The 23,370-nt window shown below is 50.6% G+C and carries 20 protein-coding genes; 17 read left to right on the top strand and 3 right to left on the bottom strand.

Annotated features, from left to right (window positions below; all coding sequences use genetic code 11):
* The first annotated feature begins 541 nt into the window (after positions 1–541).
* Genes liaF through ACFSOY_RS19000 form a run of 4 tightly spaced genes read left to right on the top strand, consistent with a single transcriptional unit; the run spans position 542 to position 3,462 of the window.
* Positions 542–1,309 carry a cell wall-active antibiotics response protein LiaF gene (liaF, locus tag ACFSOY_RS19015; RefSeq protein ID WP_386049386.1) on the top strand — a complete coding sequence of 256 codons (768 nt, stop codon included), beginning with the start codon at positions 542–544 and terminating at the stop codon, positions 1,307–1,309.
* Positions 1,293–2,423 (top strand): sensor histidine kinase, encoded by a 1,131-nt coding sequence (locus ACFSOY_RS19010; RefSeq protein ID WP_386049384.1) that lies wholly within the window; start codon positions 1,293–1,295, stop codon positions 2,421–2,423. Before liaF ends, ACFSOY_RS19010 begins: the two co-directional genes overlap by 17 nt.
* Positions 2,389–3,054 carry a response regulator gene (locus ACFSOY_RS19005; RefSeq protein WP_386049382.1) on the top strand — a complete coding sequence of 222 codons (666 nt, stop codon included), beginning with the start codon at positions 2,389–2,391 and terminating at the stop codon, positions 3,052–3,054. Before ACFSOY_RS19010 ends, ACFSOY_RS19005 begins: the two co-directional genes overlap by 35 nt.
* 36 nt (positions 3,055–3,090) lie before the next feature.
* The gene (locus ACFSOY_RS19000; protein WP_386049381.1) at positions 3,091–3,462 is read left to right on the top strand and encodes a CbiX/SirB N-terminal domain-containing protein; all 372 of its coding nucleotides are present in this window, start codon (positions 3,091–3,093) and stop codon (positions 3,460–3,462) included.
* On the opposite strand, the gene ACFSOY_RS18995 is transcribed toward ACFSOY_RS19000, so the two are convergent.
* Positions 3,450–3,920: a Fur family transcriptional regulator gene (locus ACFSOY_RS18995; protein ID WP_386049379.1), complete on the bottom strand. Its 471-nt coding sequence runs from the start codon at positions 3,918–3,920 to the stop codon at positions 3,450–3,452. The genes ACFSOY_RS19000 and ACFSOY_RS18995 overlap by 13 nt on opposite strands.
* Positions 3,921–4,023: 103 nt before the next feature.
* On the opposite strand from ACFSOY_RS18995, the gene ACFSOY_RS18990 reads away from it, so the two are divergent.
* The 3 genes from ACFSOY_RS18990 (at position 4,024) to ACFSOY_RS18980 (ending at position 8,821) form a co-directional block, all read left to right on the top strand.
* A complete protein-coding gene (locus tag ACFSOY_RS18990) occupies positions 4,024–5,172 on the top strand; it encodes an MFS transporter (protein WP_386049377.1) in 1,149 nt (382 codons plus the stop codon).
* A gap of 417 nt (positions 5,173–5,589) precedes the next feature.
* Positions 5,590–6,303 (top strand): sulfite exporter TauE/SafE family protein, encoded by a 714-nt coding sequence (locus ACFSOY_RS18985; protein ID WP_386049518.1) that lies wholly within the window; start codon positions 5,590–5,592, stop codon positions 6,301–6,303.
* Between the two features lie 262 nt (positions 6,304–6,565).
* Positions 6,566–8,821 carry a DEAD/DEAH box helicase gene (locus ACFSOY_RS18980; protein ID WP_386049376.1) on the top strand — a complete coding sequence of 752 codons (2,256 nt, stop codon included), beginning with the start codon at positions 6,566–6,568 and terminating at the stop codon, positions 8,819–8,821.
* Between the two features lie 69 nt (positions 8,822–8,890).
* Here ACFSOY_RS18980 and ACFSOY_RS18975 read toward each other — a convergent pair whose 3' ends face one another.
* On the bottom strand, positions 8,891–9,163 hold the full coding sequence (locus ACFSOY_RS18975; protein ID WP_386049374.1) for a hypothetical protein: 273 nt from the start codon (positions 9,161–9,163) through the stop codon (positions 8,891–8,893).
* Positions 9,164–9,349: 186 nt separating this feature from the next.
* On the opposite strand from ACFSOY_RS18975, the gene ACFSOY_RS18970 reads away from it, so the two are divergent.
* Entirely contained in the window at positions 9,350–9,568 is a 219-nt protein-coding gene (locus ACFSOY_RS18970) for a hypothetical protein (RefSeq protein ID WP_386049372.1), read from the top strand.
* 103 nt (positions 9,569–9,671) lie between these two features.
* Here ACFSOY_RS18970 and ACFSOY_RS18965 read toward each other — a convergent pair whose 3' ends face one another.
* Positions 9,672–9,932 (bottom strand): hypothetical protein, encoded by a 261-nt coding sequence (locus ACFSOY_RS18965; protein WP_386049370.1) that lies wholly within the window; start codon positions 9,930–9,932, stop codon positions 9,672–9,674.
* A gap of 59 nt (positions 9,933–9,991) precedes the next feature.
* Here ACFSOY_RS18965 and ACFSOY_RS18960 point away from each other — a divergent pair, with 59 nt between their 5' ends.
* The 9 genes from ACFSOY_RS18960 (at position 9,992) to ACFSOY_RS18920 (ending at position 23,311) form a co-directional block, all read left to right on the top strand.
* Complete coding sequence (locus ACFSOY_RS18960; RefSeq protein ID WP_386049369.1) at positions 9,992–10,375, top strand: DUF309 domain-containing protein; 384 nt, start codon at positions 9,992–9,994, stop codon at positions 10,373–10,375.
* Positions 10,376–10,825: 450 nt separating this feature from the next.
* Entirely contained in the window at positions 10,826–12,259 is a 1,434-nt protein-coding gene (locus ACFSOY_RS18955) for a Wadjet anti-phage system protein JetA family protein (protein WP_386049367.1), read from the top strand.
* Entirely contained in the window at positions 12,222–12,869 is a 648-nt protein-coding gene (locus ACFSOY_RS18950; protein ID WP_386049365.1) for a DUF4194 domain-containing protein, read from the top strand. Before ACFSOY_RS18955 ends, ACFSOY_RS18950 begins: the two co-directional genes overlap by 38 nt.
* Entirely contained in the window at positions 12,838–16,203 is a 3,366-nt protein-coding gene (locus ACFSOY_RS18945) for an ATP-binding protein (protein WP_386049363.1), read from the top strand. Before ACFSOY_RS18950 ends, ACFSOY_RS18945 begins: the two co-directional genes overlap by 32 nt.
* On the top strand, positions 16,145–17,410 hold the full coding sequence (locus tag ACFSOY_RS18940) for a Wadjet anti-phage system protein JetD domain-containing protein (RefSeq protein WP_386049361.1): 1,266 nt from the start codon (positions 16,145–16,147) through the stop codon (positions 17,408–17,410). Before ACFSOY_RS18945 ends, ACFSOY_RS18940 begins: the two co-directional genes overlap by 59 nt.
* A gap of 741 nt (positions 17,411–18,151) precedes the next feature.
* Positions 18,152–19,729, top strand: a complete 1,578-nt coding sequence (locus ACFSOY_RS18935) for a recombinase family protein (RefSeq protein ID WP_386049359.1) — start codon at positions 18,152–18,154, stop codon at positions 19,727–19,729.
* An 88-nt stretch (positions 19,730–19,817) separates the two neighbouring features.
* Positions 19,818–21,098, top strand: coding sequence for a ribonuclease H-like domain-containing protein (locus ACFSOY_RS18930; protein WP_386049358.1), 1,281 nt, complete (start codon positions 19,818–19,820; stop codon positions 21,096–21,098).
* 180 nt (positions 21,099–21,278) lie between these two features.
* On the top strand, positions 21,279–22,547 hold the full coding sequence (locus ACFSOY_RS18925; protein ID WP_386049356.1) for an adenosylhomocysteinase: 1,269 nt from the start codon (positions 21,279–21,281) through the stop codon (positions 22,545–22,547).
* 44 nt (positions 22,548–22,591) lie between these two features.
* Entirely contained in the window at positions 22,592–23,311 is a 720-nt protein-coding gene (locus ACFSOY_RS18920; RefSeq protein ID WP_386049354.1) for a gamma-glutamyl-gamma-aminobutyrate hydrolase family protein, read from the top strand.
* Positions 23,312–23,370: the final 59 nt, after the last annotated feature.

The following is a 23,370-nucleotide window of genomic DNA, read 5'->3' as shown; positions in this document are numbered from 1 at the left end:
TGTCTATGATGTGCAGAAAGGGACGAGAGGATTACAGATCCTTCGTGGTTCCACCCTTGTTCGCAGCAAGCTCGCGCGTTGCTGCCTCAGCAGGTCGCAGCCGCAACGGTGTTGCCAGCTGAAACCTCGGCCGATAACGGAGCCAACCGTCATTCCCTACTGACCTGCCTGCCTCGTCAAGGTCAAGCGGCGTTCAGGAAAAGCGCTCAGGAATGCTCTGTCACATCACCCATGTGCCGGTTCACAGCGACCACCGGCTCTCTGAAACATGAAGTGGCGGACAATTCCTTCGTAGCGTTTTCGGATTGTGGATTTGCTGTAATCGTATCACCAGAAAATCGGATTGACAACACAAATTTCGTTGAAACTATTTGAAAACGTTTACATCGGTCATTTTTCCTCTCCGCCTCCAGACGGAGAGAAAGACGGTCTGCGGGTCGGCGCAGTTTCACCTCGACCGATATAAAATAAAAATATAAGGAATGGAAGTAAGCCTTTACCTGGCATATACTTGAACTAGAGATGAGAGGGGACGAGCTGTGTGAGAAGTAAAGTTGGCGGTATCGCACTTCTGTTAGTAGCTTTTATGCTCTTGGTGCCCAACTTCGGTTTGTTTGACATCCACTCGATCGGGGATTCTTTTTCCACCTTGTGGCCGCTGTTCTTGATCCTCTGGGGGCTGGATGGCGTGATCTCCGGCTTTCGGCGCAGACGAAAAGGATTGCGGGTCTTCCCGCTGATGCTGATTCTGCTCGGCGGGGTGCTGTTGCTCGACTTCCTGGGGATCGCTTCGTTCTCGTCGTGGATCATCCCGGGCGTTCTGGTTCTGCTCGGCGTATCGCTGCTGTTTGGGCGACGCCCACGCGGCAGGATCTCGATCATTCGCGATGGCGATTGGGGAGAGGAGATGTGGGGCTCGACTCATGAAGGCGGGCGCCACAGAACATCGACGATCAAGAGCAAGATTGGCGACCTGTTCGTCGGCGGGCCAAACTGGCCGCTGCGGGATTCGTTCATCGAGCAGAAGATCGGTTCGATCCGCATGGATCTCAGCGAGACGCCGATTCCAGAAGGGGAGACGGTGCTTGAGGTGGAGTGCAAGATGGGCGATGTGGATGTCCGGTTGCCGGAAGGGCTGGCCGTCTCGATCGAAGCGCACTGTAAAATCGGCTCTGTCACGCTGTTCGATCGATCGAGCAACGGAAGCGGCGCCCTGTTCTACCAGAGCGAAGGCTATCAGGATGCGGAGCGGAAGGTGCGCCTGCTGATCGAAGTGAAGATCGGTGATCTCAATGTCCAACGAGTTTGAGCAACGCTTTCGGAGTGTCCGCTGGTCGATGCTGTTCGCCTTTGTGCGCACATCGGCGGCGGCGCTTGCCGTTTTCTCAGGGCTGGTGATCTTCGGCGTGCTGCTCGGAGGGCTGTTGACAAAGCATGCTCTCCTGCCGCAGGAGATCTGGTCGGAAGGGCTGGTCGCGATCCTGGTGGTGTCCGGCCTGCTCTCCGCCTTGCTGGTCGGAGGCATTACCGGGTTTGTCGAGTCGCGGTCGTTTCGGAGACGGGTGCAAACGATGCACGAAGCGACGCTTCTGTGGGCGAACGGACGGCTCGGGCATCGCATCGGCGTCGAGGAGGTGGACGATGAGATGGAGGAGTTGGCCACCTCGCTCAACCGGATGGCGGAGCGGCTGGAAGAGCAGAAGATCGCCCTGGAACAGCTGGTCAAAAAGAATGAACAGCTCTTTCAGCAGTCGGCAAACGTGGCGGCGATGGAAGAGCGAGCTCGGCTCTCGCGGGAGTTGCACGACTCCGTCTCCCAGCAGCTGTTTGCGCTCGGCATGACGGCCGGTGCGGCGAACAAGCTGCTCGCGCTCGATGTGGAGCGCGCCCGCCCGCTGGTGGAGCAGACGGAGGAGATGGCCGCAAAAGCGCAGGCGCAGATGAGAGCGCTCCTCTTGCAGCTTCGCCCGGTCGAGCTGGAAGGCAGATCGCTCGGGGAAGCGCTGGAGCAATTTTTACATGATGTCTGCCCGCGCCACGGGATTCGCTATGATCTCGATGTGACGAGTGTCGCTCCGCTGAGCGACCGGCTGGAGTCCCATCTGTTCCGCGTGGTACAGGAGGCGATCTCCAACGTGGTGCGCCACGCGTCTGCCAAGCTGTTGCAAGTGCGACTGCTCCGAGAAGGGGAGCAGGTCACGCTGATCGTGCGCGATGATGGGGTGGGATTCGACCCGAACACGATGCGGGACGGATCGTACGGCTTGCGGTCGATCAGAGAGCGCGCCGAGGAGGTCGGCGGGCGATGTTCGGTGCGCTCCTCGCTCGACACGGGGACCGAGGTGCGGGTGAGCGTGAACATGTTGAGCGAAAGGGAGGGGGAAGCGGATGGAAAAGAGAATCCGAATCTTGCTGGTCGATGATCATGACATGGTGCGGCAGGGAATCCGCACCTATCTGCTCACCGAGTTGGACATCGAGGTGATCGGCGAGGCGAATTCGGGTGAGCGAGCGGTCGAGCAGGTCTTGGCGCTCAAGCCGGACCTCGTGCTGATGGATCTGGTGATGCCGGGCATGGACGGCATCATGGCGACGCGCGAGGTGTTGCGAGCATGCCCAGCCACAAAAGTGCTGGTGCTCACCTCGTTTGTGGAGGATGACAAGGTGATGCCTGCGCTTGAGGCGGGCGCGTCTGGATATCTTCTGAAGACGGTGCTGGGCGCGGAGCTGGTCGCTTCGATCCGCAAAGTGTGGGCGGGGGAGACGGTGTTGGAGCCGCAGGTTGCAACGAAGATGCTCGCCGCCTTGCAAAAGCCGAAAGTGCAAGCGGAGACGCTGTTCGACACGCTGACCGAGCGGGAGGGTGAGGTGTTGCGCCTGCTCGCTAAAGGTCTGACCAATCAGCAGATCGGCGAGGCGCTCTTCATCGGCATCAAGACGGTGAAGACGCATGTGAGCAACATTCTGGCCAAGCTCGGTGTGGAAGATCGGACGCAGGCGGCGATCTACGCGCTCAAACACAGATTTGTGGAACTGGGGAACAAAAAGGAGTAAGATGGGGGGAAGGGATGGCGAAAGGAGGTAGCGCAGATGACCACAGTGGGGATTTTGCTCGTCGCGCACGGGAGCAACGTGCCGGAAGCAGAAGTTGAGATGCGGAAGTTGGTTCACTTTTTGCGAACGACGACGGGCATGCAGACGGTGGAAGTCGGCTACCTTGCCTACATAGCACCTTCGATCCAAGAAGCAGCAAAGGTCTGTGCAGCGCAGAAGCTGACAGACCTTTTCGTGGTTCCATTCTTTTTGTCGGACGGCTTTTTATGCAAAAAAGCGCTTCGGCTCGTGCGGGAAGCGCTTGGCGACTCGGAAGTGAATCTTCATGTGACAGAGCCGCTCGGCGGCGCGCCAGAACTGATCGAAGCTGTGCTTGACGGTGTTCGGCGCGCCGATCAAACGGGATGACAATCTGCGCACTGACCGAAGATTTCAAAGCGATGTGATTCGATTTTGAAGCCTTGGGGTGCGGTGATGCCGAGCATGTCCATCGGACAGCCCTCCACCAACTCCGTCTTGCCGCACAGCGTGCAGATGTAGTGGTGATGATGATCGTGCGTGTCACAGGCGATGCGATATTTGCTGCCTCCGTCGCCGAAGGTCGATTCTTCGATCAAGCCTTCCACTTTCAGCAGGTGCAAGTTGCGGTACACCGTGTCGAAGGAGAGGCGAGGAAACGTTTTTTGCATCTGCTCCAACAGCTCTTTGGCGGAGATGTAGCGATCCTCTGCCAGCAGGATGCTGACGATCATTTGACGCTTGCCGGTCAATTTGAAACCCTGTCCTTTCAAGCGCTCCAAAAATCTGTGCTTCGCTTCCGCATGGCTGTGATGCGCGTGGTCATGCGAATGATCTTTCTCTGACATTGGAGGGACACTCCTTTCCCGACTCCACTCTATTATAGCACAACAGAAAGGGTGTTAGATTCTGGTACTCCACCAACAGGCACTAGGTGCGGCCAAGAGCAAGATGAAACTGCTCGGAAGCTATTATTTTTTCTTTTTTATCGCGTTTGGCGCGCTCTACACGATGCTGCCGCTCTATTTGGAGAGCAAAGGCTTGAGCAAGCAGCAAGCCTCTTCGGTGATGGCGGTCGGCCCGGTCGTCACCGTCATCTTTCAGCCGATCTGGGGGATGATCTGCGATCGCTACCACGCGCAGCGCAAAGTGCTGATCAGCACTTTGATCGCCGCGGCGACGATCGGTCTGGTCTATACGTTTAGCGATACGTATCCGCTCTATCTGATCCTGTTTGCCGGCATGGCGCTGTTTCACTCCTCCGGCGTGCCGATTCTCGACTCGATCTCGCTGTCCTACACGCAGCGCAACGGCGGCGATTACGGATCGCTGCGCCTGTGGGGCGCGATCGGTTTTGCTGTCGCCTCTTGGGGCGCGGGGCTGATCGCCGAGCGCACCGATCTGTCGGTCATCTTCTATCTCTATGCGGGCGCGATGATCGCCTGCGTTCTGCTCACGCGCGGGCTGCCTCAGGAGCAGACCCATCTGGGCGGCAACATGTTGCAGGGGCTGAGGAAGCTGGTGTTCATCCCGCGCTATCTGCTGCTGATGTCCTCGACCTTTTTGGTCTTCGGCGTGATTCAGGCGAACAACGCGCTGTACGGCTTCTTTTTCACGGCGATCGGCGGAACGGTGGCGGGCGTCGGCCTGTCCTTCCTGATCGCAGCGGGCAGCGAGGCGCCGCTGATGTTTATCGCCGGCAAGCTGATTCGCAAATATGGCATGATCCCCGTGCTGATCTTGGCGGCGACCGTGTCGTCGCTGCGCTGGATCTTCTACAGCACAGAGCCGTCGTCAACCTTGGTGATGTGGCTGCTGTTCGTGCAGGGGATCTCCGTCGGGCTCTATCTGCCCGCTTCGGCGCAGTTCATCCGCGAGGTGACGCCGAAGGAGGTTCAGTTCACGGCGATCGGCGTCTACTCGGCGGTCGGGCACGGCTTGGGCGCGATGACCTGGACGATGGTCGGGGGTGTGATCGCCGACAAGTATGACATCTTCACCACCTACCGCCTGCTCGGGGTCGCCTCTTGGCTCGGCGTCTGCGTGCTGATCACGCTGTTTTTTGTGAACAGAAGGCATCGGGGTGGAAACAGAGCTTAGTCGTCGGACGTGCGGGGAATGCCAAGCGAGCGACGGATGAAAGAACGGTAGAAAGGCTGGCCCTCTTAGAAAGGCTAGCTTTCTTGAGCGAAGTGCCCCCTGTAAAGCTGACATAGGAAAAACTCCTTGATATGCGGAACTTGAACTGTGACCCGCAAGATGGACACTTTGAAAAAAGTGACCTTCTTGCGGGTCATTTCTGTTTATCATCAGACATAGGTGACTCCATTGTCCGCTACCATATTGACTCAAACTTGAAGATTTGATCGACAGTCTTGTTCAGCAGTTGTACTTATCAAAAGTCGGTTATGCTTGTTGAGTTTATCGCCATACCGTAGCTGGACGGCGCGCTGCCTTCTAAAGTGAAGTACGATATAATTAGTGGATATAGGAAATCGGTGGGGGGTGATGTGCATGATGGAGGATTGGATCATGCTGCTCTTGATTGTCTTTGTGGCTGCGTTGCTACAAGCGAGCACTGGATATGGCTTTTCGATTATCGGTACTCCATTTTTGTTCATGATTTACCCTGCTCACACGGCGATTCAAATCAATATTATCTTGTCACTCTGGCTCTCTGTTTTCATGATTTATAAAATACGAAGGGAGATCGATACGGCTCTCTTAGCTAGACTGGTAAAAGGTAGTGTCATCGGGTTGGTTCTGGGTATCTTCGTTTACCTCTATGTGGATGTTCAGTGGCTAAAATTTGTGGTCGGCAGCCTTGTGCTTATTTTGACAGTGCTCCTAGTGTTAAGACTCACGATTCAACAAACAGAGGCAAGGGATCATCTAACCGGAGGATTCTCAGGGCTATTAACAACAAGTATCGGAGTGCCTGGGCCTCCTTTGCTGCTTTATTTTGCAGGAGTCGGGATTAAAAAGGAGACGCTGCGCAGTACCACTCTCGCTTACTATCTCTTTGTCTACTCAGTAAGCTTGATCATGCAAATTTTATTTGACGGTACCACGAAAGAGACTTGGATCTCGGCTGGAATTGCGCTTCCTGTGCTCTTGCTGGGGATCTTGCTTGGACAACTGTTATTTAGGTGGATCAACCAGACGGTTTTCAAAATCATCACATACATCATACTCTTTTTTACCGGAATCTATTTACTGATGACGAGTTAGTAAGTACCCAATCGTTTGCGGGGATGTCGACCATGTACGGCGACCTAACCAGGTGTATTTTCTATATCTACAAAGACCATGAGTGAAGGCTAGCACTTTTTTGTCTCAGGGGGCGATCGATTCGCTACCACCGAGTATCCCAAGCGGGGTCGATTATTAGTAAATCTTTGGAATCGGCTACGAAACAAAAGGATTTTCCCGCACGCTTGACGAACTGTTCACAAGTTACGGAACATCTGTTCTCTTGAAGGGATGATGAAGTTTGTCGATCGATCTATTGCTGGAAGAGTGGAAGCGCACCCCTTCCTTTCTTCAAAATATAACCCATTGGCGCGTCTACCCCGGCCAGGAAGCGGAGTATGCGGAGTTTCCTGCGGCGATGGACGAGCAGATTCGAGCAGGCTTGCAGAAGAAGGGCATCCGCAAGCTGTACACCCATCAGGCGGTAGCGTTTACGCAGGTGCAGGCGGGGAAGAACATCGTGGTCGTCACCCCTACCGCCTCTGGCAAAACGCTCTGCTACAACCTGCCCGTCCTACATCACCTGCTCCACGACAACGAGGCGCGGGCGCTCTATCTGTTCCCGACCAAAGCGCTTTCCCAAGATCAGATGAAAGAGCTGCACGAGATGGTCGAACATCTGGAACAGGAGATCAAGACGTTCACCTACGATGGCGACACGCCGGTCACCGCTCGACAGGCGATCAGGCAGGCGGGTCACATCGTCGTCACCAACCCGGACATGCTGCACTCGGGGATCTTGCCGCACCATACGAAGTGGGTCAAGCTGTTTGAAAACTTGAAGTATGTGGTGATCGACGAGATCCACATGTACCGCGGCGTGTTCGGTTCGCATGTGGCGAACGTGATCCGCCGTCTGAAGCGCATCTGCAAGTTTTACGGCTCCGATCCGCAGTTCATCTGCTGCTCGGCGACGATCGCCAACCCGCGGGAGCTTGCGGTCGAGCTGTTTGGCGAAGAGTTTGAACTGATCGACCGCTCGGGTGCGCCGCGCGGCGAAAAGCATTTTCTGTTCTACAACCCGCCGGTGGTCAACCAGCAGCTCGGCATCCGCCGCAGCTCGTTGCTCGAATCGCGCAAGATCGCCACACAGCTGCTCAAGCGCGACGTGCAGACGATCGTTTTCACCAAGGCGCGCACGCAGGTGGAGGTGATGCTGACCTATCTGAAGGAATCGACAGCTGGCGTCGTGCCCCATCAGGCGGTGCGCGGCTATCGCGGCGGCTATCTGCCGACCGAGCGGCGGGCGATCGAGCGGGGCTTGCGCGAAGGAGAGGTGCGCGGCGTGGTCTCGACCAACGCGCTGGAGCTGGGCATCGACATCGGCAGCCTCGAAGCGTGCGTGATCACCGGCTATCCGGGCACGATCGCCTCCGTCTGGCAGCAGGCAGGCCGCGCGGGACGGCGGCACGGCAAGTCGGTCACGATCATGGTCGCCTCCTCCGCACCGCTCGATCAGTATATCGTCCAGCATCCCGAATACTTTTTTGAAGGCTCGCCGGAGCACGCGTGGGTGCATCCGGAAAATCTGATCATCCTGGTCGATCACCTGAAGTGCGCAGCCTATGAGCTTCCCTTCGAATCGGACGAGCAGTTTGGCGTCGCGACCACGCCGGAGATCCTCGACTATCTGGTCGAAGAGCGAGTGCTGAACAAGGCGCAAGATCAGCGGTACTACTGGATGAACGATGCGATGCCCAGCCATGACATCTCGCTGCGCTCGGCGGCGCAGGAGAACGTCCTGATCATCGACATGACGGAGCAAAACCGCGTGATCGGGGAGACGGATCGCTTCTCCGCGCTGACCACCTTGCATGAGAAGGCGATCTATATTCACGAAGGGGTTCAGTTTCAGGTGGAGAAGCTCGACCTTGAGTATGGCAAAGCGTTCGTTCGGAAAGTGGACTGCGACTACTACACCGATGCGGAGTTGGCGGTCAACCTGCGGGTGTTGGACGAGCTGCGGGAAGAGCGCGAAGAGGCGGTGCGCCACGGCTATGGCGAGGTGATGGTCAACGCGATGCCGACCATCTATAAGAAGATCAAGTTTGACACGCACGAAAATCTCGGATTTGGCAAGATTCATCTCCCCGAGGCGGAGCTGCACACGATGTCCTATTGGCTGACGTTTGACGAGCTGCTTACGCGGGAGCTGAGCAAAGAGGAGATCGAAGGTGGACTTGTCGGCACGGCCAACCTGTTAAAAGGGGTGGCGCCGCTCTACCTGATGTGCGCACCAGGAGATTTGCATGTCCAGCCGCAGGTGCGGGCGATGAATACGAAAGCGCCGACCGTCTTTCTGTACGATGCTTATCCGGGCGGCATCGGGTTGGCAGATAAATGCTACCAAGTGCGACGCGAAGTGATCCGCACCGCGCTCGACATGCTGGGCAACTGCCCCTGTGAGCAGGGCTGTCCATCCTGTGTCGGCCCGGTGGAGGTCGTCGGCAGCAAGGGAAAAGAGACGGCAAAACGGTTCTTGGAAGCGGTCCGATAGTTCGAGAGAAGATGAATCGAAGTCAGAAGAAAACTCCTCCTGTCATCTGCAGATGATCGGGGGAGTTTTTTATGCGAGGTTGGCGTACAAGATCAGCAGGATGCCGGTCAGATAGAAGGAGCCGACGATGGGGCAGCTCTCTTTGGTCTGACGGACGACTGGCGACAGGGCGCGAACCGCTCCGCAGACGAGCAGCAGCAGTCCGGTCGTGAAGAAATAGTGCCCCGTCTGCACCTGCAGGATTCCGTCGAGCACCAAGATCCGATAGGCGATGACAGACAGTGCGCTCCAAAAGATGGTGTAGAGCAGCAGGTACAATCCATACCCCCACGATGATTGCATCGAAAATCCTCCTCCCACGCCTGCACGATGTCTCGCCTCTATCTATATTCAGCAGACGGGCAGAAGTCGACGAAAGTTGCGTTTGGAAAAGAAAAGAATATTATCTATCAGGTTGCAGTTCTAAAAATGATAGGTTTGGGCATACTGTAGAGCAAAGAGGTAAATTTTGAAGCGGAGGGATGAGAGATGACGCATGAGGATGTGCTGAAATCGTTCTATGCAAGGCTGAAAGGGGTGGCGATGGACGGGCTGACCCGGATCGTCGATCTGGCCAAGGAATTCGGGATCAGCTATCGCAAGCTGCGAGAGCTCTTCGCCGCATCGGGGCTCGACCTCTACTGGATCGGTGGAAAAGCGTTCGTCTGCCGCCATGAAGCGATTCAGGTTCTCATGCGCGTCTCTTAGATCGAAAAACGGAGAGGGAAACTGGTGAAGCAAAAGGGAAGGGGGTCATGAGCCTCCTTCCCTTTTGCTATAATAGAATCGAAAACGGACGAAGCGAAGCGCGCTATGGCCTGACGCCGGCGAGGATGCTCATGTAGGACAGCGTTCTGATTTGATGATCGCTCCCCACGATCTGCACGAGGTTGATCGGCGTGTCAGGAAAGTTGCGCTTGATATAGGCATACAGATAGCGGTCGTCGAGCGGGTTTTCCATCCGGCCCAGCTCTTCGGCAATTTCCACATCGGAGTTTTTCGATAGATAGAGGGTGAGCACGTTGCCGTTTTCTGTTTCGCGCAGATAGTTGTGGACGACGGCGAGCCGCATGATCGAACACCTCTCGTTTTAGCAGATAGAGGATAGTATGGGCAAAGGAGGGCCGACTTATGAACGAGATCACCAAGGAATATGTGCGGCACTTTAACGAGACGCGCGATTTTTTCGAATGCCATGAGCTGTTCGAAGAGGCGTGGAAGGCGGAAGCGCAGGAGCCGCTCAAGTCGTTCTATAAGGCGATGGTGCAGGTGGCGACCGCGCAGTTCAAGCTGAATCAAGGATATATGAACGGGTTTCGCAAGCTGTACGGGTTTTGCTTTGGCGTGCTGGCCGCCCTGCCGCCTCAGTATCAAGGGATCGACGTCGCCAAGCTGCGCGACGAGTTTACCGCACAGCTGAATCGGCTGCCCGAGGAGGCGTATATCGAGGCGGGAACGTTTCGGGAGCACGGGTTGGACTATCTGGTGCTGTCGACCGTGGAGGATGCGGAGTAACATGCGCTTTTTTGCAGTGGCAACAGGTGATGAATAGATGGTGACATGGTTATACCTAAAGAATTGACCATAGCTATTTGGCTATGGTCTCTTTGTGTCCAATTAGTTTTTTCTTGCAGTAACTTCGCTAACCTTTTCTGTGCGAAATTCATACTATGTGATGAAAGGAGGTATTTCAATGGATGCAAAGAATAAATCAGTTGAACGTATTCTAATTACAGTCAATCTTCAAGCGGTATGTTGCTGCAAATGCACAGTAGGAAATAGTCCTAATAGTGGTCAACAACGTACAACGCATGTTCTAAATCGTGCCATCATGATTTTGCTTCGTTTACTTAGATCGTTCTTACTGATTTATTAACAAGTATTGGATCTAAGGCGAAGTGTTTACACATCACTTCGCCTGTTCACGATTACGGCTGATAAAATCAAATCAAAGGTGGACTTTTTATGAGGCTGTTCGAAGTCGTACCTGAAAATTTCTTTTCACTGCTTTCGAGGAAAAACAAATACTTATACGCTGAGGCTCTTCTTCTGCTGTATGAGGAATATCAAAAAAATCGTTTTGGCATTCAGTATGAAACCATGAGGGACCTTTTGCAAGAGCTGATTGAAACGCAGGAGCTACTAGGTTTAGCATACGAGGATGAGGAAGAGGATCAACCATCACTTCGTTCGCAGCACGAAAGCAGTACCTCAGAAGAGCTCTCTCGGTTTAAGGCAAATGCACTGTTGAGAAGGCTGCGAGAACAAGAATGGATTGATGTTGAATCACGAGATCAGTTCCAACAGTATATCGTCCTTCCTCACTATTCTAGTCGTATCTTGGCTGTATTGAAAGATTTGTGCGAGGGTAAGACGATCGAGTATCAACGATTCACATTTTCAACCTATCAATTATTGGCTGGGGAGGAAGCGAGTGTGCGCCCGTGTGTGGCGTTATTGGAAGCAGAGAAGATGACCATGAGCCTTTTGGATGAGCTTCGAGTTCTGATCAATAACATGAAACATCACATGGAGCAAGTACTCAGTAAAGAGACGATTCAAGACGTATTAGAACATCACTTCTCAGAGTATAAAACGAAGGTGGTCGATATGAGCTATCATCGCCTTAAAACCTCTGATCATGTAGCAAGATATCGAAGTAGGATTCTGGATAATGTCCAGAAATGGCTACTTGATCGAGATCGAATCGAAGATACAATCACAGATGGTTTGAAAAGCGAACTGTATCAAACACGGGAAGAGGCGGAGCGCGTCATTCGGGGGGCATTGCTGAATATAGAAGAAGTATATAGCGGGCTCGATGAAATGTTTTATCAGATCGACCTACGCCATAATCAATTCCTAAGAGCGTCGTTCGAACGTGCACGTTATTTAGGTCAGCACAGCCACGGAATCGATCAACAGCTAAGCAACTATCTACAGTGGATTTCTGAGCAAATACAAGAGGATACCTCATTCAATGTACCCCAATCTCTTTTTCGCTTGATAGAACTAAATTTCATATCCGAGCAGTCTTTGCTGACCCCCCGAACCAAGCGAGCCCCTCATAGTCCTGACGAGTATGTCGTTGTCCCGTTGTCTGATGAGTTAAGAAAGAAAATTAGAGAAGAAAACTTGGCTCGCTTAGAAAAGACAATCACACGGGAAAAAGTCCAAAAATACGTCTTTAGCAAATTAGGAAATCGAAAGCAGATGAGATTAGAAGAACTGGCTCCATCTACGCTGGAAGAGTTCTTACTCCTGGCTTTTACGTACCTGTATGGCTATGATGAAACGGTTGGTTTTCGACTGGAACGAAGTGCTGATGACCGAATCCTCGTAGTTGGAAATTATCGTTTTTATGATCGGCAGATTGTTCATAGCAATGGCGGGGAGTGAGGCGCAAATGTTTCATGGGCTCAGTGATTTAGAACAGGAGAAAATCAAGGAACTGATTAACCAACTTCTTGGTGTAAATTTTTTACGAAAAGAGGTCGACCGAGACAAGTATCTGTTAGCTAAGCGGCATAAGGATGCACTCGAAAGCTACTTTAAATTTCTAGGATGGAACTTCGTGTTGGATGATCGTAACGAGTGCATTGCTGTTATATCCCCAAAAGCAGATCATCGACGACACTTGAAGCGTGACGAGAGTATCTTTTTATTAGTGCTGCGCTTGCTCTATCAGGAAAAACGGCAAAGTCTTTCGTTAAGTGATCATCCTCTGATTACGTTGCATGACATTCGAAGCAAGTATGAAACTTTCCGTCTCCCATTTGTAAAGCAGACCCTACTAAAACAGATGGTTTCAATGTTCAAGAGATACCAGCTGATTGATTCATTGAGCACAGATGTAACGTCAGACGACAGTAAATTCCATTTGTTTCATACACTGTTGCATGCTATTGATAATAAACAACTTTCAACAGTGGAAGAGATGCTCAAAAGATACAATTTTGAAGAGGGGGAGACGCTTGATGAAGTGGATGAAGAAGCTAAGATTGATTAATTGGCATTACTTTCAAGATGAAACACTCGAATTTGGTAGGCAGACTTTGATCTCTGGACGTAACGCTGCCGGTAAGTCAACGATCATCGATGCTTTGCAGGTTCTAGTCGTTGCTGACCAACGCCAAATTAAGTTCAACCCAGCTGCCCATGAGGATGCAACACGTTCATTGATCAGCTATTTACGGGGGAAAAAAGGAACGAATGAACAGACTTATGTTCGAGATGGTGATTTTTCAACCTATATTGCAGCTGAATTTGAGGATGCTAGGAAGAAAGAAAGGTTTGTTGTTGGTGTTGTGATTGATGTGTATCGGGACGATAAATGGGACGAGTATTACTTCATTATCCAAGATGTAGGAGTAGATGATTTGAATGTGGTGAACGAGCCGGGACACTTGAGAAATCGTGATGAGTTTAGACGATTTTGCGTTGGAAGGTACAAATCTGCAAAATTTGAGCATCACAAAGGGACATATCAGAAGATGCTCTTGCACAAAATGGGACAAGTGCCTGACCGATTTTTCTCTGTGTTCACCAAGGCATTATCTTTCAAGCCAATTAATAATGTCCGTAATTTTGTATATGACTACATCTTGGATAAAAAAGAGTTGCAACTGGATGTTATGAAAGAGAACTTCCGAATTCATGAACGCTATCAACGCGAACTTGAAGACCTTCAAATTCGGCAGGGGATGCTGCAACAAATTCATGATGAATTTGATCAGTATCAAAAACTAAAGGATACGATTGCTGTTCAAGAATATGTCATCCGATCTCTTAAACACCAGGAACAAGTTGAGAACCGTAATCAGCTTGAATCAATCGTAGAGTCTCTCCAAAAGGATCTTGAATTGATCGACGAGCAGGTACAAAGGGCACAAAGTGATCAGGATAATGCTCAACAAAAAACAAATGAAGCATACCAAGCATGGCAGAGCCACGAACATCATAAAAAGCAAGAGGAGTTAAAAAACGCGATAAAAAAACTTGCGGAAGAAATAAACGTTGAAACGCGCCTATTCCAGACACTACAAGACCGAATCATCGAAGAACGTCGACTGCTGGAAGACTTGGCAGAAAGCGAGATTGATACGAACGTTTGGACAGATGAGGAGATTGATTATCTTTGGGGAGCAACCGATTGCTTAGCTGAACTATTAGAGGAACCTGAAAGTCCCACTTGGATTGAAACGGATCTTGAACATTCAAGTCAGAAACTGACTGAGATCGGAGAATTCCTTTCAGGTTTGCATTTGCGCTTCACCAAATCATTGGGGAGAATTGAAGACAATATATCAGAATTACAACGGAAAAAAACTGAGTTAGAAGTTGAAGTGAAAAATCTTGAGAATAAGAAACGCCCATACCCTCCTTCTGTTGAACGCTTGAGATTGGTATTGCAACAACAGTTACAAGAGCGGTCATCCGTTTGGATTCTGTGTGAAGAAATGGAAGTTGTTGAAGAAAGGTGGCGCAATGCACTTGAGGGCTATCTGAACACTCAACGATTTGATTTGTTGGTCGAGCCGCAAGTGTTCGCTGAAGCATTGTCTATTTACGAAAAGGAAAAGTGGAGACATCAGCTTGAGGGAGTTGGGCTCGTTGATACTCAAAAAGAGCAGAAGTATTTAGGGCAATTCTCAGCAGGCTCATTAGCTCAAGAGTTAAGTGCAGACAATCCTGTTATTCGTGCGCGTATTGATCACTTGTTAGGACAAGTCATGAAGGCCAAGAACGAGCAGGACTTGCGCAACCACCGTGTTGCAATCACAGAATCGTGTATGTCCTATCATAACCTTGTTGCCCGACAAATTCCTAAAAAAGTATACGAAGTTCCATTCATTGGAGCACAGGCTATTGTTCGATTACTTGAGATCAAGCGCAACGAGCTCAACGAGAATTCGCAAAAGATTGAGCAAGCAACCCAACGAAAAGTGAGGTTGACAAAGTGGGTTCTACGAGTAGCGGACAAGAAATCTCAGTATCACAAAATAGCCGACCATCTGAATCTTCCTTTAGAGATTCAAAAGAAACGGGCAGATCTGACCACAAAAAAAGCGGAATTGAGTAACTTAGATATTAAAGAGGTTATTCGTCTGAAGGAGGAATATGAGAAGTGGAAGAATGATCTCAGTGAACTTGGCAAGCAAATTACAGCTTTAACTAAACAAAAGGGGAAGTATGAAAATGATCTTGACTCAAAGCGAGTAATCCTGCTAACAAAAAAGAACGCAGTGCGCGAATCGATGGAATACTTCGAACACTGGAAATCAGAGTACTCCATAGAGTTGATCCCACGAGGACAAGCCAAGCTCAAAGAGCTTGAGAGTCAGGATGTACCAACAACCAAGAAGACCGAAGATTGGTCAAGAAACAAAGCGGGTAATATAAGCATGCTTGAGAATCGGTTTCAACAAGTGATACAAAAAAGACAACTGTACAATATCACATATACTTACAACCAAGATACACAGTCGCAATCGAACACTGCTTATAATGAATTGCTGAACCGAATTTCTGATGTAGATATACCGAAATACAAAGAGCAATTAGAAATAGCTCTCCGTCAGTCGGAAGAGGAGTTCCAATCGCATTTCGTTTTCAAATTGCGTGAAGCGATTGACATGGCGAAACGTGAATTTGGTCGTCTTAATTATGCACTCAAGAATTTCCCCTTCCACTCTGATGTATACGAGTTCAAGGTCGTACCGAGCGACCTGTATAAGAAGTATTATGATATCATCATGGACCCTATGATGATTGAAAAAGGCTCACTCTTTGATTTACATGACGAAGAGAAGGTCAATTACCTACATGAACTGTTTGAAAAGGTTGCACGAGGTGCGATTGGCGAACATGAGGAGTTCACTGATTATCGCAGGTATCTTGATTTCGATATCGAGATTACTTCGCATGGTGAGACATTCTTGTTCTCAAAAGTTTTACGTGAAAAATCGGGTGGTGAAACACAAACCCCGTTCTACATTGCAATCCTAGCTTCTTTTAATCTCTTGTACTCAGAGAAGACAATGCGTTTAGTCGTATTTGATGAAGCGTTCAATAAAATGGACGAAGCACGAATACAGCAGGCACTTAGGCTGATCAAACGAATGGGGATACAAATGATCGCCGCTGTCCCAGATGAAAAAATGGCGCATATGGCACCGGAGGTCAGCACTACACTGATTGTTCATCGACAAGAATATAGATGTTTTGTCGATATCATCGAACGTATGGAACGGACGGTAGAGACTATTGAGGTGAACGAAGAAGATGACGACAGTACAGGAGTACCAATCCAAGATACTCTCTTTTCTCTTAAGCAAGCATGATCGAAGTTTAACGGTGCGCAAGGGTGTTAAGAGCAATACACGGCCTCAGTTCACGATTGCAAGAAGTCCGTTTTACGATGACTACAATGACGAGATGGACTATCGTAAAAAAGAGTTTTTCAATGAAGCACTTTTCAACTTGCTCGCAGAGGACCTAATTAAGGTGCAGTGGACAAAGTTTCGTGAAGGAGAGGAAGCGCAAAAGGTTTATTTAAACCTAGATCGTTTAGACGAAGCATTTCGAATGTCGAGGTTAACACCAAAAAAGGAGAAATTGGAGGTGCTCCGCAATCAGATTGCACCTCTCTCCTCACATTCGTGGGAGTGGGTTCGAAACTGGTTTGCGCATGCTGTGAAGCATATTGATCAATTTCGGATACCGGTTGGCTGTGACATTGATGATCCTGAAGTGAATGAGGATCTTGTAAAAATCTTGCTAGCATTACCAGAGATAAACGACTACTTGCCAAAACGTATCTTTAGTCAACAAGTTCTTCTTGACTCTAAACGATTTGAACAAATAGTAGAGAAGAGAGTGTTGAGCGTATATAAAAAATTTGGGGGAGTTTTCTACGATACTGATGAGGAGTATCTAGATAGTTTGGGTATTGTCGAGCATGCTAAACTGTCTATGATCGCTGGGGCTTTGCAAATTGAGATAGACGACTCTCTGGTTGATCTTGGTCACTTTGCTGGTGGAATAGGGATTACGAATGAATCGATAAAGTTTCTCAAGGTTGTCGGTATTGAAACAAAACGCATTATTTGTGTGGAGAACTTGACAAGTTATTATATGTTGGTAAAGGCAGTAGAGCAGAGAGAACTGGAGTCAACTCTGGTTATTTACACGGGAGGATTCCCACATCGTTCGTTACAAAAGCTGTTGGGGAAAATATCGGATTACTTATTAGAGATTCCTGAAGAGATTCCTGTGTACCATTGGGGAGATCTTGATTTTGGCGGTGTGCGCATTTTCAATTTTATGAAGAATACTTTCTTCCCAAGACTACGACCCTATCTCATGGATGTTAAGATCTACGAATCGCTACTCGAATCGGGAATCTCTTTTGGGAAAGAGTACGAGAAAAAGCTGATCGATTTATTAGAAAGCCCTGAGTACGCTGAATGGTATGATCTTTTGCAATTAATGGTTAAAAATGGTAAAAAAGTTGAGCAAGAGAGTATCGGTCTCTGGCAACTCATTTAGAAAATGTAATACCACAACCGCTCAGGTTGTGGTATTTGTACTTTCTTGAAAATTTTGGTGAGTATCCAAATAGTCATCTACGAGAAGTTTTGCAATTAGGTTGTGAATATTTGTGATGTCTGCTTCCGTAGTCTGTTTGCTTGGGTGAAGAACATAAGTTTTACCAGAAACGCAGTCGTGTGTTTTCAGGATTTGATCGTGGCCCATGGCAACACCCCTTCCGACTTTTGAATCATGGTATTCGTGTGGTCCGACATGTATGAATTTAGTGTATTGAAAACAACGAAGACACTCTGGCTAACCCCTAACGAACGTGATAAAGAGGTAGGCGACGCAAAAAAAGATGAGGTACAATCTGATTGCAGAGGGGAGTCATTCACTTAATTCTGCAATTTGTGACAGAAAGGGGGAGTCGGGATGAAAAAGTCATTATTCATGGTTTACGTTGCTTTCATTGGGCTTACATGTGTGTTCACCTTGATCGGTCATCAACAAAGTTCCAGTGAAGCAGAAATCCAACCACCCAGACCAGAAGGAGTTATTTCTTCCTAAAAATGAATATTTATACATCGACTGGACACCTTCCGTGCGTGGGAGGTGTTTTTTCGTCCACATTGGGTCTCAAGAGAAGAGCTGCTGGAACTTGGAGACGAGTTTATCTTAGTGACTGTCCAACGCCAAAGAGCGATTTTTTTGATCGTGCTTACATATAGCTACTACTAAAAAAGAGGTGATTTTGGAGTGTCTAAACTGCCTAGAGAAATCACGGCTATTATCAACTACATAAGACGTTCCAGACAGGACGAAGAAAGAGAACGGAGAACGGGTGAAGATACACTGTCTGAACAGAAGCAGTTAATGAATCGCGTGTTGGCCGAATGGGGAGTTCCATACGAGCAACGTTTTGAGATTGGATCAGGTGACAAAATTGATACTCGACCCATTTTTAAAGAAATCATTGAAGAATTGCAGATTGGAAAGTGGAATGCAATTGCCGTCAAAGAAATCAGTCGTATGGGTCGTGGGAGCTATACGGACATGGGGCGTATTTATGACATGCTGCAACAGTGCCGAATCTTTATCATCACACCATATAAAATCTATGACCCTAAGAACCCATCAGATCTACGTCAAATTCGATTCGAACTGTTCCTGTCGCGGGAGGAATTTGAGACAACAAGGGAGCGTTTGATGGGAGCACGTTACAATTACTCTATGCAGGGGAAGTGGATGGCTGGTACTGTTCCCTTTGGTTATAAATTCAACGAGAAAACTCAAAAATTGGAACTTGAAGAAGATCAAGCTGAAGTTGTTCGTTTGATTTTCGACCTATATGCCCATCAAAAAATGGGATACTATTCTATCGCCACTCACTTAAGGAAACTTGAGATACGTACAGCTACTGGCAAGCAAAATTGGCAACCAGAAGTAATTCATCGAATGTTAAAGAAACCTGTATACATTGGGCAGGTCAATTTTCGGATGACTGAAAAAAGAAATGGTAAAGTTGTGATGCGTCCAAAGGAGGAATGGATCGTAGTTGAACAGGCTCACGAATCAATTATTGACGATGAAACATGGCAGTCCTGTCAGAATCGTTTGAAAGATACCAAATCTAAACAGTCGGTGACTACAGACTTTTCGCTGTGTGAACTTGCTTCATTGATCTCTTGTCATAATTGTGGGAAGAAGATGGTGCGGCAATATTCTGTTCAGCGTTATGAGAAGAAGAATGGGGGAAGTTCCATCTATGAGAAGGAATTTTTACGCTGTATGTGTGGCGTGTATGTGAAGTATCGAGATGTAGAAACAAGATTGATTGAGATCCTAAATCAATTTGTGTTGGATCAAGCACAACTCAAAAAGGGGATAGAAACAACAATAGAAGGGAGCTCCAGCAATGATTGCATCAACTCGGCGAGACTGATTGAGCAACTCCAACAGCATCAAGACACAGTACAACAGAAATTGGAACGTGCATATGATTTAGTCATTGATGGGACGGTCAGCAAACAGGAATTTGAAGATCGAAAAGCAAAGTACCAGGTTGAATTGGAAGATCTGGAAAAACAAAAAAAGTACCTCAGTCTACATGAAATACGGGAAGAGAAGAAAGTGGAAATTAATGTGAATAAAGTGCAAGAGAGTATTTCCAGTTTGATCAACGTATATCATCGCTTGAACAGTAGGGCCAGAAAAAACATTCTGTTGCTAAATGTGTTTAACAGAGTAGAATTGGAAGTTCTGCAAAAAGGAAAGGGTAGGCGCTCCTCTGTTTTCGACCTCTATATCCGGCTCAAATATGACCCTTTGGCTTGATTGCCAAAGGGGTTTTATTTGTAGTAGCATATATCCAACTATGAAACGACAGTGATCGCACAAAAACTGAGCCGAGAGGAGGGATTGGATGCGTAGCTTGCGGGATCGGTTGCAAAGCTATAAGAAGGAGATGGCGCTCGGCGGGGGAGAGACGACGCTCGACGAGCTGGTGGCGGAGGCGGAGTCGCTGTCGGGCGAGTTGCCGGAGAGCGCGGTCGAGCGGGCGCTGCCAGGCATGGAGCTGGAGACGCCGTATGGGCGGTGCTATTGCCGAGATGTGCGCTTCGATGTGCTCTCGTCACACGGTCACTATCCGCTGGCTCGCACGCGCCACCTTCCGCTCGCTGTGCTGTATCAGGTGTGCAAGATCAAGGAGGAGCCGGTCGACTGGCAGGAGGTCTGCTTCTTCGACACGGAGACGACCGGACTCGGGTCGGGAGCGGGGAACTTTATCTTTCTGTTCGGGATCGGCTTCTATGAGGATGATGAATTTGTCGTGCGGCAGTTCTTCTTGCGAAATTATGCGGAGGAGCGGGCGCTGCTCTACGCGCTCTCCGAACTGCTCGGCAGGTTTCGAGCGATGGTGTCCTTCAACGGAAAAGGGTTTGACTGGAAGCTGTTGGAGACCCGCTTCACGCTGGCGAGGCTTCCGCTTCCACCGATGCTCCATCTCGACCTGTTGCCGCCTGCCCGTCGCCTGTGGAAGAAGGTGATCGCCAACTGCAAGCTGATCACTTTGGAACAGGAGGTGCTCGGGTTTGCCAGAGTGGATGACACGCCGGGGAAGATGGCGCCAGAGCTTTACTTCGCCTACCAGACGGACGGCGATGCGCGGCGGTTGACCGGAATTTTCACGCACAACGTCCACGATATATTAACTTTGGCCACGCTGTCCGCTCATATCGGCCTGCTGGTCGACGAGCCGTTGCACCGCGCGACCCATCCTGAGGAGCTGTTCGGGCTGTCCCGCTGGTATGCGGAGTGGGAGCAGGGGGATTCGAGCGAGGCCTGTCTGGTCAAAGTGTCGCAGATGGAAGAGCAGGACTATGTGCGGGAAGCGCTGTGGAAACTTTCGCTGATCTACAAGCGGCGCGGGCTGTATGAGCGGGCAGTCCTCCTGTGGCAGGAGCTGCTCGACGGTGGCGGGATGTGGCAGACGGCGCCGCGCATCGAGCTCGCCAAATACTATGAGCACAAGGCGCGTGAACATCGGCGGGCGCTGCTGCTCACGACCGAGACGATCGAGATCGTGCAAAACAGGCGCTCCGCCTTGCGCTCGCTCAGCCTGGAGGAGGAGCTTCGAGAGCTGGCCCATCGCCGAGAGCGGCTGCTGCGCAAATGCGGGCTCGATCGATCGGATGGCGCGTGAGTGAGCAAGGACATGATGCTGGCGAAAGGGTGTTTGCGGCGAGTGGGGGAAGGCGCTTCAGACCGGCTGTGAAACGCGAGTTTTCCCTGATTAATTCACTTCGCGATTTTTAGCGTCATGTAGTATAATGGTAATTGATATTTTCGGTACTCCAAATCATTTACATAGAGGTGATTTTTCTTGTCCACTGCAATCGGTAATTCGATCATTAAAGACATCAACCTCGCTCCGTCCGGTCATCTGAAGATCGACTGGGTGGCGCAACACATGCCCCTGTTGAATACGCTGAAAGAACAGTTTGAACAGGAACAACCGTTCAAAGGCAAGCGCATCGTCATCTGCTTGCACTTGGAGGCGAAGACCGCTTATCTCGGCCTGCTGATCAAAGCGGGCGGCGCCGATGTTGCGATGTGCGCATCGAACGTCCTCTCCACCCAAGATGATGTCGTGGCGGCGCTCGTCGAGCGCGGCGTGACCTGCTATGCGATCCACGGCTGCTCGCATGAGGAGTACATGGATCACATCAACAAGGCGCTCGACTTCAAGCCGGACGCGATCATCGACGACGGCGGCGACCTCGTGTCCACCCTGCACAGCGACCCGAGCCGCAAAGAGCTGATGGAGAGCATCGTCGGCGGCTGTGAAGAGACGACGACCGGCATCCTGCGCCTGAAGTCCTTGGACAAGGAAGGCGCATTGAAATTCCCGATGGTCGCAGTCAACGATGCGTTCTGCAAATACCTGTTCGACAACCGCTACGGGACTGGACAATCGGTCTGGGATGGCATCATGCGCACGACCAACCTCGTCGTGTCGGGCAAGACGGCTGTCGTCGTCGGCTACGGCTGGTGCGGCAAGGGCGTCGCGATGCGGGCGAAAGGTCTGGGCGCGCGCGTCATCGTCACCGAGATCGATCCGATCAAAGCGGTGGAAGCGATCATGGACGGCCATGAGGTGATGCCGATCGTCGAAGCGGCGAAGCACGGCGACTTCTTCGTCACCGTCACCGGCAACAAAGATTGCATCACCAAAGAGGCGTTCGAAGTGATGAAGGACGGAGCGATCCTCTGCAACGCAGGCCACTTCGATGTGGAGATCTCCAAGCCGGATCTGCACGCGCTCTCCACCAACGTGCGCGAAGTGCGCAAAAACATCGAAGAGTTCACCTTCGCGGACGGCCGTCGCGTCTTCCTGTTGGCAGAAGGACGCCTGGTCAACCTCGCAGCTGGCGATGGACATCCGGCCGAAGTGATGGACATGACGTTCGCCCTGCAGGCGATGGGTCTGCGCTGGATCGTCGAAGAAGGCAAAAACCTCGAACCGCACGTCTACACCGTGCCGGAAGAGATGGACAAATATGTGGCGAACCTGCGCCTGAAAACGTGGGGTGTGGGCATCGACACCCTGTCGGAAGAGCAAGCGCGCTACCTCGATTCGTGGGCTGAGTAATCCCTGCGAACCGTTTTGCGAGCGTGAGAGAAGGAGCGACAACTATGAAACCACTCATCGGGGTCACTGGGTATCTGCATCCCCTTTCGCGGGAAGTGTCGGGCGTGTTCGTCGGCGAAGGATATACGAACGCGCTGGCAGAGGCGGGCGCCATTCCGCTCGCCATCCCCTTTTTGGAGAAGGAAGAGCATGTCCGCGCGTTGGCACAAAAGCTGGACGGTCTGCTGCTCGGCGGCGGGGTCGATATGGACCCCACCCTGTTCGGCGAGCAACCGGTTCCCGGCAACGGCGAGATGTGCCCAGAGCGCGACTGGCTGGAGACGATCTTGTTTGACGAAATGCAAGATCAGGGAAAGCCGGTGCTCGGCATCTGCAGAGGCGTTCAGGTGATCAACGTCCTGATGGGGGGAACGATCTACCAAGACCTGCCCTCTCAAAAGGTTGGCGAACTGATTCAGCACAACCAAAATGCGCCGCGCTGGTTTGGCGCTCACCATGTGAACATCACCGCAGGCTCGCAGCTCCATGAGATCTTCGGCGCGATCAGCATCCGCACCAACACCTATCATCACCAAGCGGTGCGCGATGTGGCGCCCGGACTGGTCGTGTCCGGCGTCGCGGAGGACGGAGTGATCGAAGCGATCGAGCGCCAGGACGGACCGTTCCTGGTCGGCGTGCAATGGCATCCGGAAAACATGTGGCGCAAAGACAGCGCAGTTCTGCGGCTGTTCGAAGCGTTTGTCAACGCTTGCAAAGCGCAATAAAATGAGCAAAGACCGAAAGACCTCCCGCACAGGAGGTCTTTTTCTATCGCTTTCGAATT

It is taken from the genome of Tumebacillus lipolyticus (assembly GCF_042682745.1).
GTDB classification, from domain to species: Bacteria; Bacillota; Bacilli; order Tumebacillales; family Tumebacillaceae; genus Tumebacillus_A; species Tumebacillus_A lipolyticus.
The sequence above is the reverse complement of the archived record's forward strand: the minus strand, read 5'-3'. Positions and strand labels throughout refer to the sequence as shown.

What these genes read in the sequence shown, in the direction of transcription:
- ACFSOY_RS19010 (WP_386049384.1), top strand. Translation starts at nt 1,293, where the DNA reads ATGTCCAACGAGTTTGAGCAACGCTTTCGGAGTGTCCGCTGGTCGATG.
- ACFSOY_RS19005 (WP_386049382.1), top strand. Translation starts at nt 2,389, where the DNA reads ATGGAAAAGAGAATCCGAATCTTGCTGGTCGATGATCATGACATGGTG.
- ACFSOY_RS19000 (WP_386049381.1), top strand. Translation starts at nt 3,091, where the DNA reads ATGACCACAGTGGGGATTTTGCTCGTCGCGCACGGGAGCAACGTGCCG.
- ACFSOY_RS18995 (WP_386049379.1), bottom strand. Translation starts at nt 3,920, where the DNA reads ATGTCAGAGAAAGATCATTCGCATGACCACGCGCATCACAGCCATGCG.
- ACFSOY_RS18990 (WP_386049377.1), top strand. Translation starts at nt 4,024, where the DNA reads ATGAAACTGCTCGGAAGCTATTATTTTTTCTTTTTTATCGCGTTTGGC.
- ACFSOY_RS18985 (WP_386049518.1), top strand. Translation starts at nt 5,590, where the DNA reads ATGGAGGATTGGATCATGCTGCTCTTGATTGTCTTTGTGGCTGCGTTG.
- ACFSOY_RS18975 (WP_386049374.1), bottom strand. Translation starts at nt 9,163, where the DNA reads ATGCAATCATCGTGGGGGTATGGATTGTACCTGCTGCTCTACACCATC.
- ACFSOY_RS18970 (WP_386049372.1), top strand. Translation starts at nt 9,350, where the DNA reads ATGACGCATGAGGATGTGCTGAAATCGTTCTATGCAAGGCTGAAAGGG.
- ACFSOY_RS18965 (WP_386049370.1), bottom strand. Translation starts at nt 9,932, where the DNA reads ATGCGGCTCGCCGTCGTCCACAACTATCTGCGCGAAACAGAAAACGGC.
- ACFSOY_RS18960 (WP_386049369.1), top strand. Translation starts at nt 9,992, where the DNA reads ATGAACGAGATCACCAAGGAATATGTGCGGCACTTTAACGAGACGCGC.
- ACFSOY_RS18955 (WP_386049367.1), top strand. Translation starts at nt 10,826, where the DNA reads ATGAGGCTGTTCGAAGTCGTACCTGAAAATTTCTTTTCACTGCTTTCG.
- ACFSOY_RS18950 (WP_386049365.1), top strand. Translation starts at nt 12,222, where the DNA reads ATGATCGGCAGATTGTTCATAGCAATGGCGGGGAGTGAGGCGCAAATG.
- ACFSOY_RS18945 (WP_386049363.1), top strand. Translation starts at nt 12,838, where the DNA reads ATGAAGTGGATGAAGAAGCTAAGATTGATTAATTGGCATTACTTTCAA.
- ACFSOY_RS18940 (WP_386049361.1), top strand. Translation starts at nt 16,145, where the DNA reads ATGACGACAGTACAGGAGTACCAATCCAAGATACTCTCTTTTCTCTTA.
- ACFSOY_RS18930 (WP_386049358.1), top strand. Translation starts at nt 19,818, where the DNA reads ATGCGTAGCTTGCGGGATCGGTTGCAAAGCTATAAGAAGGAGATGGCG.
- ACFSOY_RS18920 (WP_386049354.1), top strand. Translation starts at nt 22,592, where the DNA reads ATGAAACCACTCATCGGGGTCACTGGGTATCTGCATCCCCTTTCGCGG.